We start from the raw sequence: 15512 nt of genomic DNA on the forward strand, positions 1-15512 counted from the left end.
AGAATAACATGACCTTTTTCAAGAAAATCAAAGAAAAAATCACGGGACAAACTGACTCCGTGACAGGGAAATTTAAAGATGGGCTAAGCAAAACACGTCAAAATTTCTCAGGAAAATTGAATCAAATGATGGCACGCTATCGTAAAGTAGACGAGGAATTTTTTGAAGAACTCGAAGAAGTACTGATTGGGGCTGATGTTGGCTTTGATACGGTAATGGAACTCGTGGATCAGCTGCGCGAAGAAGTAAAACTACGCAATATCAGTGATCCGAAAGAAGTACAAGAAGTCATCGTCGAGAAACTAGTTGCGATCTACGAAGGTGAAGAAGAAGCAAAGCCAGCGCTAGATATAAAGGACGGTCGCTTGAATATTATTTTATTCGTCGGCGTCAACGGTGTCGGTAAAACAACAACGATCGGCAAAATGGCGCACATGCTGCAAAGTCAAGGCAAAAAAGTCATGCTGGCAGCAGGAGATACTTTCCGAGCAGGGGCGATCGAACAGCTGGAAGTTTGGGGAGAACGTGCGAACGTTGAAGTCATCAAACAAACAGCCGGAAGCGATCCTGCAGCTGTAATGTATGATGCACTGCAAGCAGCCAAAGCCCGAGGCGTAGATGTCTTGCTCTGCGATACAGCCGGTCGTCTACAAAATAAAGTAAATCTGATGAACGAACTTGAAAAAGTAAAACGAGTTATTGGACGCGAAGTACCAGACGCGCCGCATGAAGTGCTACTTGTTCTCGATGCGACCACAGGTCAAAACGCCTTCGTCCAAGCAAAACAATTCAAAGAAGCAACCGATGTCAGCGGTATCGTACTCACGAAACTCGACGGCACAGCAAAGGGCGGGATCGTGATCGCGATCCGAAACGGCCTGCAAATCCCGGTAAAATATATCGGTCTAGGCGAAAAAATCGACGATCTGCAACCATTTGACGCGGAAGATTACGTGTACGGATTGTTTGCTGATCTGATCGACGAGAAATAATTTTTTCAGCTAGCAAGTAAGTTTTGCTAGCTGTTTTTCTCCGTCCGGAATATGCTTGACAGTACTGCCATTTAACCGTATCCTTTAGAAGAAGAGAGGTGACACGCCTTGTTTGAAAAGACCAATCGAATGAATCTATTATTTGATTTCTACCAAGGACTGCTGACAGAAAAACAAAAAAACTATGTGTCGCTGTATTATTTGGAGGATTTTTCTTTAGGAGAGATCGCTGATGAATATGAAGTGAGCCGGCAAGCAGTTTATGATAATATAAAGAGGACCGAAGAGAGCTTGGAGAATTATGAGCAGAAACTCGGGATGCTCGCTAAATATGAAGAACGTGAAAAGCTGCTGACAGAACTCGAAACCTATCTGCAGGAAAATAAATTACTCGACAAGCAGCTGGAAGAATGGATCGAAAAGCTTAAAGCGACCGAATAGGAGGCAAAGGAAATGGCATTTGAAGGTTTAGCAGGAAGACTGCAAGAAACAATGAACAAAATCCGCGGTAAAGGAAAAGTTTCCGAAGCCGATGTAAAAGAGATGATGCGTGAAGTACGTTTGGCACTACTCGAAGCCGATGTAAACTTCAAAGTCGTCAAACAATTTATCAAGACCGTAAGCGAACGTGCAGTTGGTTCTGACGTCATGAAGAGTCTGACACCAGGTCAACAGGTTATCAAGATCGTCCAAGAGGAACTGACCAACCTGATGGGCGGCGAAGAAAGCAAGATCGCCGTAGCAGATAAACCGCCGACGGTACTCATGATGGTCGGCCTCCAAGGTGCCGGTAAAACGACTACTACAGGAAAATTGGCTAACTTATTACGGAAAAAATATAACCGCAAACCGCTGTTAGTAGCAGCCGATATTTATCGTCCGGCAGCGATCCAGCAATTGGAAACATTAGGTAAACAGCTCAGCATGCCAGTCTTCTCGCTGGGAGATCAAGTCAGCCCAGTCGAAATCGCAAAACAAGCGATCGCGAAAGCAAAAGAAGACCATTTAGATTATGTGATCATCGATACAGCAGGTCGTCTGCATATCGATGATGCGTTGATGGACGAATTGAAACAAGTAAAAGAAGTCGCTTCGCCGGATGAAATCTTCTTAGTAGTCGATTCGATGACCGGTCAAGACGCAGTAAACGTCGCAGAAAGCTTTAATGAACAGCTCGAAGTCAGCGGTGTGATCCTGACCAAACTCGATGGAGACACACGTGGTGGGGCAGCTTTATCCATTCGCGCGGTAACTGGAAAACCAATCAAACTCGTGGCGACCGGCGAAAAAATGGAAGCATTAGAAACGTTCCACCCAGATCGGATGGCATCTCGTATCCTCGGAATGGGCGATGTCCTCTCCTTGATTGAAAAAGCACAGGTAGACATCGACACGGAAAAAGCAAAAGAAATGGAACAAAAACTCAAAGATAACAGCATGACATTAGACGATTTTCTGGAACAGTTGCAACAAGTCAAACAAATGGGCCCGCTCGATGAATTGATGAAAATGCTTCCCGGTGCAGGGAAAATGAAAGGCATGGACAACATGCAAGTCGATGATAAACAGCTTGGTCACATCGAGGCGATCATCAAATCAATGACGAAAATGGAAAAAGACAATCCAGACATCATTAATGCCGGCCGCAGAAAACGGATCGCCCGTGGAAGCGGCAGACCGATTCAAGAAGTCAACCGTCTGCTCAAACAATTTAATGAAATGAAAAAAATGATGAAGCAGATGACTGGCGGCGCGATGGGCAAAAAAATGAAAAAAGGCAAAAACCCGTTTGGCAACTTTAAATTACCATTTTAAAAAAATTGTTCTGTAAAGAAAAAACACTTTACAAACAAATGCTTTACTGGTAATATATATACTTGTGTAAGACATTATGGAGGTGTAAATAAAAACATGGCAGTTAAAATTCGTTTAAAACGTATGGGTTCTAAAAAGAAACCTTTTTATCGTATCGTTGTAGCTGACTCTCGCTATCCACGTGATGGCCGTTCGATCGAAACTGTTGGAACATACAACCCGTTGTTAAATCCAGCAGAAGTGAAAATCAATGAAGAGTCTGTTTTGAAATGGATGCATAATGGTGCGAAACCATCTGATACAGTTCGTAACTTATTCAGTAACGAAGGTATCATGGAAAAATTCCACAACCAAAAATTAGGTAAATAAGGAGGAGCACGCGAATGGAAGAATTGATTCTCGCCATCGTGAAACCCCTTGTGGACCATCCGGAAGATGTGCTTATATCTGTCTCCGAGACAGGTAAGACGACTTCCTATAAATTATCAGTAAACAAAGAAGATATGGGGCGTGTTATTGGTAAACAAGGACGAATCGCAAAAGCGATGCGCACAGTTGTTTATGCAGCTGGTTCTAAATACAATAAAAAGCTACATCTCGAAATTACTGATTAATGAAAAGAGGCTGGGTATGAATCAGAACAGACTGATTTATATACCAGTCTTTTTTTGATAAGATAAGAAAAAAGCAAAGGGGATCTAGGCATGAAACCAGTAATCGGAATCACCGGCAATAGGCTGGTAAAAGGAGTAGATACATTTTACGGACACCGCGTGACATACACGCAGCAGCATTATGTCGATGCGATCCAGGGAACAGGCGGACTTCCTGTCGTTTTGCCAATTGATAAACCAGCAGCAGCAGCCCAAGCTATTTCGCTCATTGACGGTCTCTTACTGACAGGCGGCCAAGATATCTCGCCGCACTTATATTTAGAAGAACCAAATCCAGAGATCGGTGCCTATTCCCCGCAGCGTGATCATTTTGAAATGGCGCTCGTCCATGCCGCACTGGAAGCAGGCAAACCAATTTTCGCGATCTGCCGTGGTCTACAGCTTGTCAACGTTGCCCTAGGCGGTTCTTTGTACCAAGATGTCAACTATGTCAAACAGCCGCTCGTACAGCATCTGCAACACGTCGATGAAACACTCGGCTCACATACGATCAATATCGAAAAAGATTCGCAGCTGAATCAGCTTTTCTCCGATAAGAAAGTAGTAAATTCCCTGCATCATCAATTTATCAAAACGGTCGCTGACAAGCTAGTCGTTTCCGCACGGACTACCGATGGGATGATCGAAGCAATGGAGGGAAGCCGCGAACTAGCAAGTTGGTTCATCGGTGTCCAATGGCATCCGGAAATGATGTTCCAGCGTGATCCTGAGACGCAAAAACTGTTTCAGATCTTTTTACAAGCGGCACAAAAACACGAATAATCTTTGCCGCTTACGGAAAACAGTTGGAATTAGCTATCTGAACTGCTAAAATAAAAGAGAAATCCATGTAACCCGAAAGAGGAGGGCGAACGTGAAGATTATCCAAAAAGTAGTAGTCAAACAGATATTGACAGAAACAAGCAAGCAAGAATTATTACATTATTATCAAAAACAGCGAGCCGAACTAGAAAATGAAATCGAACAGCTACGTTTTGAACAAAAAAAAGCCGAGCATAAAAGCGGCGGCTATAATCAAAACCAAATCGCTACTTACTTTTCCCGCGAAATAAATTTTCGAGGAGAAAAAGTAAAACTAGCAGACTTTCAGATCAATCAGTTGGAGATACTGCCGCTTGGAAGCGAGATCAGAGAACGTGAACTGGATGCACTGCAAGAAGTGAAAGTTGGCGACGAGTGGAAAAATGTCCAAACAAGCAGCGAGATCATTGTCAAAGACGGTATCGTTATTGAAATACGGTAGAGGTGAACTATGGAAAAAATGTATAAAGTAGGAAAAATCGTCAACACACATGGATTGATGGGGGAAGTACGTGTGATCTCCACCACAGATTTTGCTGCAGAACGCTATGTACCAGGTAATATACTTTACTACGTACCAAAAACCGGCGGATCAGCACAGCCCCTGACGATCAAAAGTCATCGGCAGCATAAAACATTCGATTTGTTGACATTTGAAGGCTATACGGGCATCAATCAGGTAGAACATTTAAAAGAAGGCGTCCTTAAAGTAACAGAAAGCCAGTTGCAGCCACTCGAAGAAAATGCATACTATTTTCATGAGATCATTGGTTGCACAGTAGTCACTACTGAAGGCGAAACGCTTGGCGAAATCAAAGAGATCCTAACACCAGGCGCCAACGACGTCTGGGTAGTGGAAACGGCTGCCAAAAAAGAGATCCTGATTCCCTATATCGCGGATGTCGTAAAAACGATCGATATCCCTACAAAAACAATCACGATCGAAGTTATGGAAGGATTGTTATAGGAATGAAAGTAGACATTCTTTCGATTTTTCCAGAAATGTTTACCGGAGTATTTGGGAATTCGATTTTAAAAAAAGCAATCGAAAAAGAGATCGTCGATATAGCAGTCACTGATTTTCGCCAGTACGCAGAGGGCAAACATCACGTCGTTGATGACTATCCATATGGCGGAGGGGCAGGAATGCTTCTCAAAGCACAACCGATTTTCGACGCAGTAGCAGCCGTCAGAGCAGAAGAAACGAGACCCCGCGTTATCCTTATGGACCCAGCCGGCAAACCCTTCAACCAAAAACTGGCAGAAGAACTGGCAACAGAAAAGCAGCTTATTTTCATCTGCGGCCATTATGAAGGCTACGACGAACGCATCCGCACAGAACTCGTCACCGATGAGATCTCGATCGGCGATTATATTTTGACCGGAGGAGAACTTGCAGCCATGACAATGGTTGACAGCATCGTACGCCTTCTCCCAGGAGCACTTGGCAACAGCGAATCCGCTGCAAGCGACTCCTTCTCCACCGGATTGCTTGAACACCCACATTACACCAGACCAGCCGATTTCCGTGGCTTAAAAGTACCCGAAGTCCTCTTAAACGGCAACCATGCTAAAATAGAAGAGTGGCGACAAATGGAATCACTGCGCCGGACCTGGGAGCGAAGACCAGATCTATTGGAACAGTTAGAACTTAGCGACCAACAGAAAAAATGGCTCGCAAGCTGGATAAAACTAGATAAAAAGTAAGAAAAAAACTTTACAGTCATTCCGTTAAGTGGTATTCTATTAGAGGTACTGGATTTTCCAGTCTAACTACAATGTTCCGCTGCATAACAAGTATGTATGAATATTGGAATAAAGGAGAGAAAAAATCATGAATAAACTTATCGAAGAAATCACAAAAGATCAGTTGAAATCTGATATCCCTAGCTTCCGTCCCGGAGACACTGTTCGCGTTCACGCGAAAGTTGTTGAAGGAACTCGCGAACGTATCCAATTGTTCGAAGGCGTTGTTATCAAACGTCGCGGAGCTGGAATCAGCGAAACTTTCACAGTTCGTAAAATTTCTAATGGCGTAGGCGTTGAACGTACATTCCCTGTACACACTCCACGTATCGCTAAATTAGAAGTGATCCGTCGCGGTAAAGTTCGTCGTGCGAAACTTTATTACCTACGCAACTTGCGTGGTAAAGCTGCTCGTATCAAAGAGATTCGTTAAGAATCAAACTTATGAGAAAACAGTCGGCCTTGGCCGGCTGTTTTTTTGTGGCAAAATCAAGAAATTGAATTTCTACGAAGAATTCTTACTAAGAACAGCCCTAACCCTGTTGACACTTAATTTATAAAATAGCATAATAAAAGAAGTAATAAGCGAGTAAAAACAAAATGACAAATAAAAATAAACTTTAAAGGGAAATGAATTTGATGAAACGTAAGAATATTTAGAAAGTAAAAGGGGAGTAATTTAGTGGGAATAGAGATAGAACAATATGTAGTTAGAGAGAATAAGGTATGGATTTATTTGGGAAAAGATCAGCACCTTAGAAATTGGGATAAATTATTAGTAGTAAATAGGAAAACAAAAGATGTATTGGCCGTTTTTCATGCTGATATTAGCGTTGAAAGCAGAATAATAATTGATTTTGAGAATGCGGCCTTCAAGAATTTAATTGAAGGAATGATTTTTGATTTTTATCTGAACGAGATAAAAGAAAATAAGCGGATACAAATATATCCTTATAAAACAGTAAAAGAAGAATATCGGTTTTATAACGATTGGATCAAAGATGCTAATAGAAATTATTTCTTGCCTTACATTGCCAAAAATGGATTTTTAAGTATCTTATATAGTAACAGGCTTCAACTGGCGCAGGAAAGTAAAGAAAAAATTAAAAATGTAGTTGATATTAAAATAGAAAAATATTTAGGGACTTATGTAGAAATAGTATTGGATCGAAAATATATATTACAAGATTCTATGTTTATGGCGAAAGAAAATGGCAAATACATCAAACTTAGATTTTGGGAACTGCTTGGAGAGGGTAATAGGCAATACGTGAAATATCGAGTAGAGCTAGATCCACATCGTGTGGTAGATCGCTATGTATTGAAGTTCCTTACATTTGGAGAAAGCTTTTATATCGAAAGTGATTTGCGGATCAATAATGAGACTAGTACAGAATATATTTCTGAAAATACGATTGATGTTGACTTTGGTGGACACCTATTGATTACAGAAAGCAATTGTCGTGTATATTTTGATGCTATCGCTTTTTTTGCAGAAAAGGCGCATATACAAGAATTAAATAATAATAATACAAGAGCAAATATAATCACGTGTGAAGCTAGGGCTGCTGAACTTGTTATGTCATTTAGAGAACCGATAACGGAAAAAGTAACGATCGGTTTAACAGCCCAAAATAAAGTACACATGTTGGAATATCAACAAATAGAGAACGATTTAGTAATTTCATTTGATAATAGAGTGGAAGAATTTTTGACTACCTATGAGAAGGCGAAACTTATTATATTCTTTGGAAATAAAAAAGTTGCTTTCACACTTTCAGAAGAAGAAACCTATTTAAATAGAGAAATAGGGAAAATTGCTGGAGATTTTTCAATTATATTCAACTATAAACTAAATTCGATTAGTATTATGTCCCAGAAAAAGAAAGAACTCCTCAATATTGGAGCAATAGCTGGAAATCTTCCTGTATTTAACAGAGCAATAGGAATCAAAATTAATCAAGTAAATGATAAAGAGCTATTATTTCAACTGACCGATAAACAATCGTATAAAAAGATTGATTTCTATCTAATTGAAAGAACTGAAAAAACAGAGGTGAAATTACAATATATTGAAACGGAAAACGGCTTTTTAATTTCTATGGATAATCTAATAGATGATTTGGTATTCCAAAAAAGTAGATATGATTTCTATTGTGAGATCACATATGATTTCATGATATATAGAGGGAAGTTATTTATTCCTAACCATAAAATAGAAGAAAAGGCTAAACGATATTTAAATACAATGAAGCCTCCAGCAAATATGCTAACACTAAAAAATAAGAACCAACTATTTATGCTCTTTTTGTCTAAATATAACGAATTATCCGCAGTAATTCGAGACAAGAAATTTATCTTTGAAGAAAAATATGAATTTAAAACAAATCTTAAAAAATGTCAGGTAATGAAAGGCAAATTAGATCTTGAACTGGAATTCACTATCCCAGGAAATGTAAAAAATATTACTCCTGAATCCGTTATTTTAACTTTGCGATCTAAAGTGAAGGAGCAGATTATCAAGGCGGATTTAGTAGATTATACGTATACGGGGCATTCTATTTTAATTAGAGCAACATTAAACTTAATGGAACATCAGTATGAACAATTTTATTATGATGTTTTTCTCGTGGCTCAAATAGAAGAAGAAAGGGTATACTCGCGAGTTGAGAGTCATGAAAAAGAATTTAACAATGCTTTAAATCATAATATCAGTGGGAATTATTTATTTTTAAATGAGAATATGCTTTATCCATATATTACTGAGCGAGGGGTACTTTTTATAGCTTATCGGAATATGGACGAATCTGTATATAATATGGCTTTGAAAAACGAAACAAAGGCAATAAAATTATATGAAAGGTTCAAGTATCAATTAGATGCTGAAAAAGTCTGGTTGGTCTATGAAAAGGAATCCGAAACTGCGCAAGACAATTCATATTACTTCTTCAAATATTGCTATGAGCATCATAAGAATAAAAAAATCTACTATATAATCAAAGAAAATTCTCCAGATATTGCTAATTTAAAAGGTATGGAAGATCGAGTTCTTACCTTTATGAGCGTAAAACATTTAGTTTATTTACAGGCTGCGGAATTATTAGTTGCTTCTGAAACACGTGGTCATGCTTATTTGTGGAGATATCAAAAAGGTAAGATCAAAGATATACTAAATAAAAAAACATTTGTTTTTTTACAACACGGAGTAACTGCATTTAAATTAAATGACAGTATATTAAGAAAAGAATCACCAAGTGGTGCAAGTATGTATGTTACTACTTCTGAATTTGAAAAAAACATCATAAAAAATGGTTTAGGCTACGATTCGAAAGACATTATTGTTTCTGGGTTCCCGCGTTGGGACGTTCTTGAAGATGTTGCTTCACAAAATAAAGTTAAAGAAATACTTATTATGCCTACTTGGCGAAGCTGGTTAGACGAGGTATCCGAAGAAGAGTTTTTAGAGTCTGATTATTATATTGGCTATATGAAACTTTTGAATTCTAAAGAACTAGCAGCACATATTGAAAAGCATAACGTTATAATTAATTTTTTATTACATCCTAAATTCAAACAATATATTGGAACATTCGATGTTACTTCTGATAATTTCAATTTGGTTCCATTTGGGGAAGTGAAAATCAATGAACTATTGATGCGTTCTGCTTTATTGATTACAGATTATTCAAGTGTTGCCTGGGAAATGTATTATATGGCTAAGCCTGTTATTTTCTATCAGTTCGACTATGATACTTATATGGAGCTAACTGGAAGCTATATCGAAATGAAAGATGTTTTATTTGGTGATAGAGCAATTGATATTGATACGCTTGTCGAAGCTGCAAAGACTTATATAGATAATGACTTCTCGGAAAAAGCGGAATATCAAGCAATACGTCCGAATTATTTCGCTTATATTGATGATAAAAATAGTCAACGTGTCTATACTGGTATATTGAATAGTTCGATGTATGAGCAAATCGCTAAGAAAAAATATAACAATCGCCCCTTGCTCAATAGAGTAAAGCTTGGAATATTGAAATTCATGAAATTAATATAAGCGTGACAAACTGATATAAAAAAAGCTAATCCATTGATTTATTCAATGGATTAGCTTTTTTAATAGATGATTTTTTTTTACTTTTCGCCAAATCGTCCGTACAAATGTGTTCCGCTTTAACCTGCTTATGAGAGCTTGTTTATAAGTTTCTTTTCCTTCATATGCGACTATAGCGTCTAGTATACGTTTTGAATGCTTTCCATCCGTATAAGCGAGATAGTTATTTTTCCATTCTTGATGAAATGGAAATACTTTAAAGTCAGTGGCAATCAAGTTGCTAACATGATCAAGCAATGCTTCATAATCATAAGCAATAGGGCCAAAGAGATTTTCTTTTAAGTCTATATAACTACCCTGAGATTCTAAATATTGGTTGATATCGAATTGGAAAAAGATAGTTGGTTTATCACTATATAGATATTCCCAAGCGACACTAGAATAATCAGTTATTAAAGCTCTAGAGTTTGTGATTAACTGACTCATTTTTTCCTCGCCAAAAGATAAAATTCGAATAAATGGATTTTCATTATCTATAAATAGATGTGAGAGACTGAGGAATTTAGGATGTAGATAAAAATTTAGAGTAACCTGATTTTCAGCCAAAATTGCTTGTAACCGTTCAGATGTGATTAAATTTTGATAATATTTAAAGTACTCCGAGTTTAAAAACGTATCTTCGTCAGCCTCTTCCAGCCAATTTCGCCATGTAGGCATACATAAGATTTCTTTTCTTTCCGTAGTAAGGGGGCGCTCTGATATCTCATCCCATCTCGCCAAACCAGTGACCATGATATTTTTGTCGGCATAGCCTAGATATTTTTTGATAATTTCTTTTTCAAAAATCGAAGAAGCAACAAATAGATCAGCATGATTCATCCCATGTGCTCTAAAAACATTATCGATTTGTTTTAGGCCCAATACGCCATGTTGTAAGAAAATAAAAGGCTTTTGATCAAGTATCGGACGAATAAAACCTTGCGATACTCGCCATGCATAACCATGTCCTTTTGATTCGGAAGAAATAATTCGTTTTGATACGAGTAATAAGAATAAATGTTTGATGCTCATAAAGTGGACAACCCGCTTTTTATAAGGGGCAGTTAGGAGGGCGTCTGGGGAATTAGCCTTGATGACGAAATACGCTCTTTTTTCGGAAGCATTTGTGTATAAGTACTTAAAAAACGCAAACGCATTATCCTGCGCCGTCTCCGAAAATTTTTCATGAACCAGCCAAATCTTCGAAAAAGCAAATAACCAGCCAAATAAACAATATAACACGTAAGCCGTTATTTCTTTCGCTTTATAAGCACGCGTCTCATATTCTGATTTTTTGCGGAAATTCAAACTAAACTGTTCGTTGATCGTGATATATGGAATCACATGGAAACCATTGAATAATTCAAAATCATAATGAGAGGAAAAGTATTGTAGCTTCAATTTATTACGTAGCCGGGTATTTTTCACACGCAATAAAATCTTTTCGTCATCTACATCGAAACTTGCATAAAAGTCCCAATAAAATTGTTCCCAATCCATTTTTGAAGGTGAAAAAGCGATAGAAAAATATTTTTCGGACTGTTTTTTGATTGGAATCGTATAAGTAGTATCCGCTTTGCGGTATTTGATCAAAATTTGCTGAATAGGCAAAGCCGACTCATTTCGAAATGTCAAAAGAAGTTCATTATTTTTTTTATGGATCTGATGTAAAAAAATCGCATCATCAAAAGGATCACTAATGACTTTACGTTTTTCTTCTACAAAAATGCTTACAGCACTGTTTTTTGCCACATAAGGGACTGCATACCAGTCCGATGTGCACTTGAAATAGTCAAAATAACGGTCATGTATTTCTGGAAAGTTACTCAATGAGGTAGTTAATCGATGAAGTGTATGGGTAGTCTTGAGGAAAATATCAAATCGTCCAGTGGTGTAAAAAGCAGAGGGGGGTAATTCTAATTGGACAGTGGTGGTTTCTGAGGTGTCGCTTCTAAGTAGATGCGGTATTGGAACTTCAAAAGCTTCTTTTCTTTTAATTAAGACAAAAGAAAGGGGCTCATCTTGTAACACAGTTGGATCAAAGTGGAATTGAATCCTATTTGAGTGAGCTACAATATCATGAATCACGATATCATGGCTCACTAAATTTATTTTGTTCATTTCAGCGTCTCCCTTCGCTTTGTAAACCCAAATTTAGCTAATGGCTTCATCATATACAGGCCCTTCTCCTTTAACATCCCCACACGAAAATATAAACAGAGGCATACTAATACAACTCGCCTCTGTCATTTAAGTATCCTGTTAAAAATCAAGAATGCCTTTTATCTCTAAAATGATGAATCCGATAATATATATACTTATTATCAGGGAATATTAAGAAATTGTAAAGTTTTTTTGAAAAACAAAGTATGCAGCAGTAAAGCAACTGGATTTTTGCCCCGTTTCGAAGCAACTTTTGCTTTTACCCAAATCCCTTTGAAACAGCAACCCCCCGCCACATTAATTTCCCGTTAACCCTTCGTAAATCCCCGTTAAGTCTTTGTAAATCCACCCAATTCAGCATTTCTGAGTGCTATAATCACCTTATCAAAGAGAGAAAAGGAAGTGTCCTCATGACGTATATTATTGCAGAGATCGGATGTAACCATAATGGTGATGTAAATTTAGCGAAGCAAATGATTGATGAGGCTGCTAAATGCGGGGTTGATGCTGTTAAATTTCAAACTTTTAAAGCGGATAAATTAATTTCGAAACATGCGCCGAAAGCCAATTATCAAAAAGAAACTACAGGCGAGCAAGAATCACAACTCCAAATGACACGAAAACTAGAGTTGTCCCATGACGACTATTTAGGATTAAAAAATTATGCGGAAGGAAAGGGATTAGCCGTCTTCTCTACACCTTTCGATGATGAGTCGCTTGATTTTCTGATTCAGACCGATATGCCGATCTATAAGATTTCCTCCGGGGATCTTACAAATTTACCATTTTTAGAAAAAATCGGCGGTCTACAGAAAAAAGTAATCCTTTCTACCGGGATGGCGGATCTGGAGGAGATCCACACGGCGATTCAAGTCTTGCAGGAAAATGGAACATCAGATATTGCGCTCCTGCATTGTACAACGGAATATCCAACGGCTTTTCCAGATGTGAATCTACAGGTCTTGCGGACATTTCAAACCCTTTTTCCAGACCTGGAAATCGGTTATTCCGATCATTCCCTTGGCTATGAAGTACCGATCGCCGCTGTTGCCATGGGGGCTCAAGTAATTGAAAAGCATTTTACACTCGATAATGATTTGCCGGGACCAGACCACCGGGCGAGTGCAACGCCGGATATCTTAAAACGTTTAGTAGAAGGGATTCGCCATATCGAATTGGCACTCGGAACTGGCGACAAAAAACCGGTCGCTGCGGAACTAGCAAATCGAGAAGCAGCCCGCAAGTCGATTGTTGCAAAGCGATCCATTCGCAAAGGAGAAATATTCACAGCCGATAATTTGACGGTCAAACGTCCGGGTAATGGTATTTCCCCAATGAAATGGTATGAGATCCTTGGCAAAGAAAGTACTCGTGATTTTGCAGAAGATGATCTGATCGAATTAGAAGCTGCTCCGGAAGTGCAGGTGAATGTCCAGTGAAACGAATTTGTGTAGTAACTGGCTCCAGAGCGGAATACGGTATCCTCCGTAACTTGATCACATTGCTTCATGAAGATCCTGAGATTCGCCTTGAACTGGTCGTGACGGGTACGCATTTAGAAGAAAAGTATGGGAAAACGATTTTGACAATCAAAAAAGATGAGATCCCGATCGTTAAAGAGATTCCAATGGGGCTGCGGGACACCACGAATCAGACGATTACAAGCGGCTTAGCAAAGCTGACCGCGGGGCTAGGCGAAGTGTTTACGGCCAACCATTATGATCTGCTTATTATCTTAGGCGATCGATATGAAATGTTGGCAGCTGCTAATGTGGCTGTGATCTATCAAGTCCCGATCTGTCACCTACATGGCGGGGAATTGACACTTGGTAACTATGATGAGTTTATCCGTCATGCCATCACAAAAATGAGCCACCTACATTTAGCGTCCACCGATGACCATAGAGACCGCATCATTCAAATGGGCGAACTTCCGCAAATGGTCTATAATATCGGTTCGCTAGGTGTCGAAAACAGCAAGCAAACCTTGCTTTTAACCAAAGCCTCTCTAGAAAACAAACTGGATTGCCGCTTAGAAGATGCTTACTACGTGATCCTTTTCCATCCGGTCACACTAGATAGCAAAGCTAGTGCAAAAGCACAGATCACAGCACTTTTAGAAGCATTGCAAAGCACGGACAAGCAGTGTATCTTCATCGGTTCCAATTCGGATACCGGTTCTGATTATATCCGCGAAGCATGCCTGGCATTTATCGCAGAAGGAGACAGGCATTATTATTTCCCTTCATTAGAAACGCAAAGCTATCATTCCCTCGTTCGTTACTCAGAAGGTTTGATCGGTAACTCTTCCTCCGGCTTGATCGAGGTACCGTCGCTGCAAAGGCCATCGCTTAATATCGGAGATCGGCAGAAAGCACGAACAAGCGGTCCAAGCGTCATCCACTGCGAGTCCACTGCCCCAGCAATTCTAGCAGGTATCAAAAAGCTAGCAGCAGTCACTGTATTTGATAATCCTTATGAAAAACCAAGTTCCAGCTATCTGGCATATCAAATCATCACAGAGAAGCTAGAACAAGGCATCGCCAAACAAAAACCATTTTATGATAGGAAGGAACAGGTGATTTAGATGGAAAAGTTAGCTTTTATTGGTGCAGGTAGCCATTCTGATGCAGTATTACCGGTAGTAGATCTGACAAAGTATGAATTTGTAGGTTATTTTGATGATAAAGATTGGACAGAACGAAACGGTTATCCGATCCTAGGGAAAATTGCAGAAGCAGCCGCTTTCCTTGAAACAGGAGAAATTGATGCGATTTTTATTACAATTGGTGATAATCGCAAGCGCCAAGAAGTTTTTCATACATTAAAGTCAAAATACTATGACAAATTCATCAATATCATTAGTAAAAGTGCGCACTTATTTACAGAAGATAGTGTAGCTGGCAAAGGTATCTTCATTGGATACAGCGCATTTATCGGTTCTAAAGTGAAAATTCATGATAATACCATCGTTAACACAGGCGCAGTGGTGGAACATCATACAACGGTAGCGAGTCATTGCAATATTTCGCCAAATGCAACGATCAATGGATTCTCCGTTATCGAAACAGGTTCCTATATCGGCAGCGGCAGTGTCGTGATCCAATTGATGAAGGTCGCTTCTTGGTCGATCATCGGTGCAGGAGCGGTTGTTGTAAAGCCAATTGAACAATCAGGCACTTATGTCGGAACACCAGCGAGAAAAGTGAAATAGCATTTGAGGTG

The 15512-nt window shown here is 39.1% G+C and carries 15 protein-coding genes; 14 read left to right on the top strand and 1 reads right to left on the bottom strand.

All coding sequences use genetic code 11. The annotated features are described in order from the left end of the window. Nucleotides 1-8 precede the first annotated feature (8 nt). From ftsY to HMPREF0556_RS13065, 11 genes are all read left to right on the top strand, one after another. Nucleotides 9-992 carry a signal recognition particle-docking protein FtsY gene (ftsY, locus tag HMPREF0556_RS11140; RefSeq protein WP_003758654.1) on the top strand — a complete coding sequence of 328 codons (984 nt, stop codon included), beginning with the start codon at nt 9-11 and terminating at the stop codon, nt 990-992. 108 nt (nt 993-1100) lie between these two features. Beyond that, nucleotides 1101-1433, top strand: a complete 333-nt coding sequence (locus tag HMPREF0556_RS11145; RefSeq protein WP_003758656.1) for a putative DNA-binding protein — start codon at nt 1101-1103, stop codon at nt 1431-1433. Nucleotides 1434-1445: 12 nt separating this feature from the next. Continuing rightward, on the top strand, nt 1446-2807 hold the full coding sequence (gene ffh, locus HMPREF0556_RS11150) for a signal recognition particle protein (RefSeq protein ID WP_003758657.1): 1362 nt from the start codon (nt 1446-1448) through the stop codon (nt 2805-2807). A 96-nt stretch (nt 2808-2903) separates the two neighbouring features. Further along, nucleotides 2904-3176 carry a 30S ribosomal protein S16 gene (rpsP, locus tag HMPREF0556_RS11155; protein ID WP_003758659.1) on the top strand — a complete coding sequence of 91 codons (273 nt, stop codon included), beginning with the start codon at nt 2904-2906 and terminating at the stop codon, nt 3174-3176. A 14-nt stretch (nt 3177-3190) separates the two neighbouring features. Further along, the gene (locus HMPREF0556_RS11160; protein WP_003758662.1) at nt 3191-3421 is read left to right on the top strand and encodes a KH domain-containing protein; all 231 of its coding nucleotides are present in this window, start codon (nt 3191-3193) and stop codon (nt 3419-3421) included. 90 nt (nt 3422-3511) lie between these two features. Next, complete coding sequence (locus HMPREF0556_RS11165; protein ID WP_003758664.1) at nt 3512-4243, top strand: gamma-glutamyl-gamma-aminobutyrate hydrolase family protein; 732 nt, start codon at nt 3512-3514, stop codon at nt 4241-4243. Between the two features lie 91 nt (nt 4244-4334). Next, nucleotides 4335-4724: a YlqD family protein gene (locus tag HMPREF0556_RS11170; protein WP_003758667.1), complete on the top strand. Its 390-nt coding sequence runs from the start codon at nt 4335-4337 to the stop codon at nt 4722-4724. Nucleotides 4725-4733: 9 nt separating this feature from the next. Continuing rightward, nucleotides 4734-5249, top strand: coding sequence for a ribosome maturation factor RimM (gene rimM / locus HMPREF0556_RS11175; protein ID WP_003758670.1), 516 nt, complete (start codon nt 4734-4736; stop codon nt 5247-5249). Nucleotides 5250-5251: 2 nt separating this feature from the next. After that, nucleotides 5252-5989, top strand: a complete 738-nt coding sequence (gene trmD, locus HMPREF0556_RS11180; RefSeq protein WP_003758672.1) for a tRNA (guanosine(37)-N1)-methyltransferase TrmD — start codon at nt 5252-5254, stop codon at nt 5987-5989. A 127-nt stretch (nt 5990-6116) separates the two neighbouring features. Beyond that, a complete protein-coding gene (gene rplS, locus HMPREF0556_RS11185; RefSeq protein ID WP_003758674.1) occupies nt 6117-6461 on the top strand; it encodes a 50S ribosomal protein L19 in 345 nt (114 codons plus the stop codon). 249 nt (nt 6462-6710) lie between these two features. After that, the gene (locus HMPREF0556_RS13065) at nt 6711-10088 is read left to right on the top strand and encodes a CDP-glycerol glycerophosphotransferase family protein (protein ID WP_003758676.1); all 3378 of its coding nucleotides are present in this window, start codon (nt 6711-6713) and stop codon (nt 10086-10088) included. A gap of 42 nt (nt 10089-10130) precedes the next feature. Here HMPREF0556_RS13065 and HMPREF0556_RS11195 read toward each other — a convergent pair whose 3' ends face one another. Beyond that, nucleotides 10131-12245: a CDP-glycerol glycerophosphotransferase family protein gene (locus HMPREF0556_RS11195; RefSeq protein WP_003758678.1), complete on the bottom strand. Its 2115-nt coding sequence runs from the start codon at nt 12243-12245 to the stop codon at nt 10131-10133. 452 nt (nt 12246-12697) lie between these two features. Between HMPREF0556_RS11195 and neuB the strand changes: the two genes are divergently transcribed. The 3 genes from neuB to HMPREF0556_RS11210 are packed head-to-tail and all read left to right on the top strand — an operon-like array spanning nt 12698 to nt 15501. Then, nucleotides 12698-13726 carry an N-acetylneuraminate synthase gene (gene neuB, locus HMPREF0556_RS11200; protein ID WP_003758680.1) on the top strand — a complete coding sequence of 343 codons (1029 nt, stop codon included), beginning with the start codon at nt 12698-12700 and terminating at the stop codon, nt 13724-13726. Further along, a complete protein-coding gene (gene neuC, locus HMPREF0556_RS11205) occupies nt 13723-14874 on the top strand; it encodes a UDP-N-acetylglucosamine 2-epimerase (RefSeq protein ID WP_003758682.1) in 1152 nt (383 codons plus the stop codon). The genes neuB and neuC overlap by 4 nt, the downstream gene beginning before the upstream one ends. Then, nucleotides 14875-15501 carry an acetyltransferase gene (locus HMPREF0556_RS11210; protein ID WP_003758683.1) on the top strand — a complete coding sequence of 209 codons (627 nt, stop codon included), beginning with the start codon at nt 14875-14877 and terminating at the stop codon, nt 15499-15501. Nucleotides 15502-15512 lie beyond the last annotated feature (11 nt).

Source organism: Listeria grayi DSM 20601 (genome assembly GCF_000148995.1).
Classification (GTDB): domain Bacteria; phylum Bacillota; class Bacilli; order Lactobacillales; family Listeriaceae; genus Listeria; species Listeria grayi.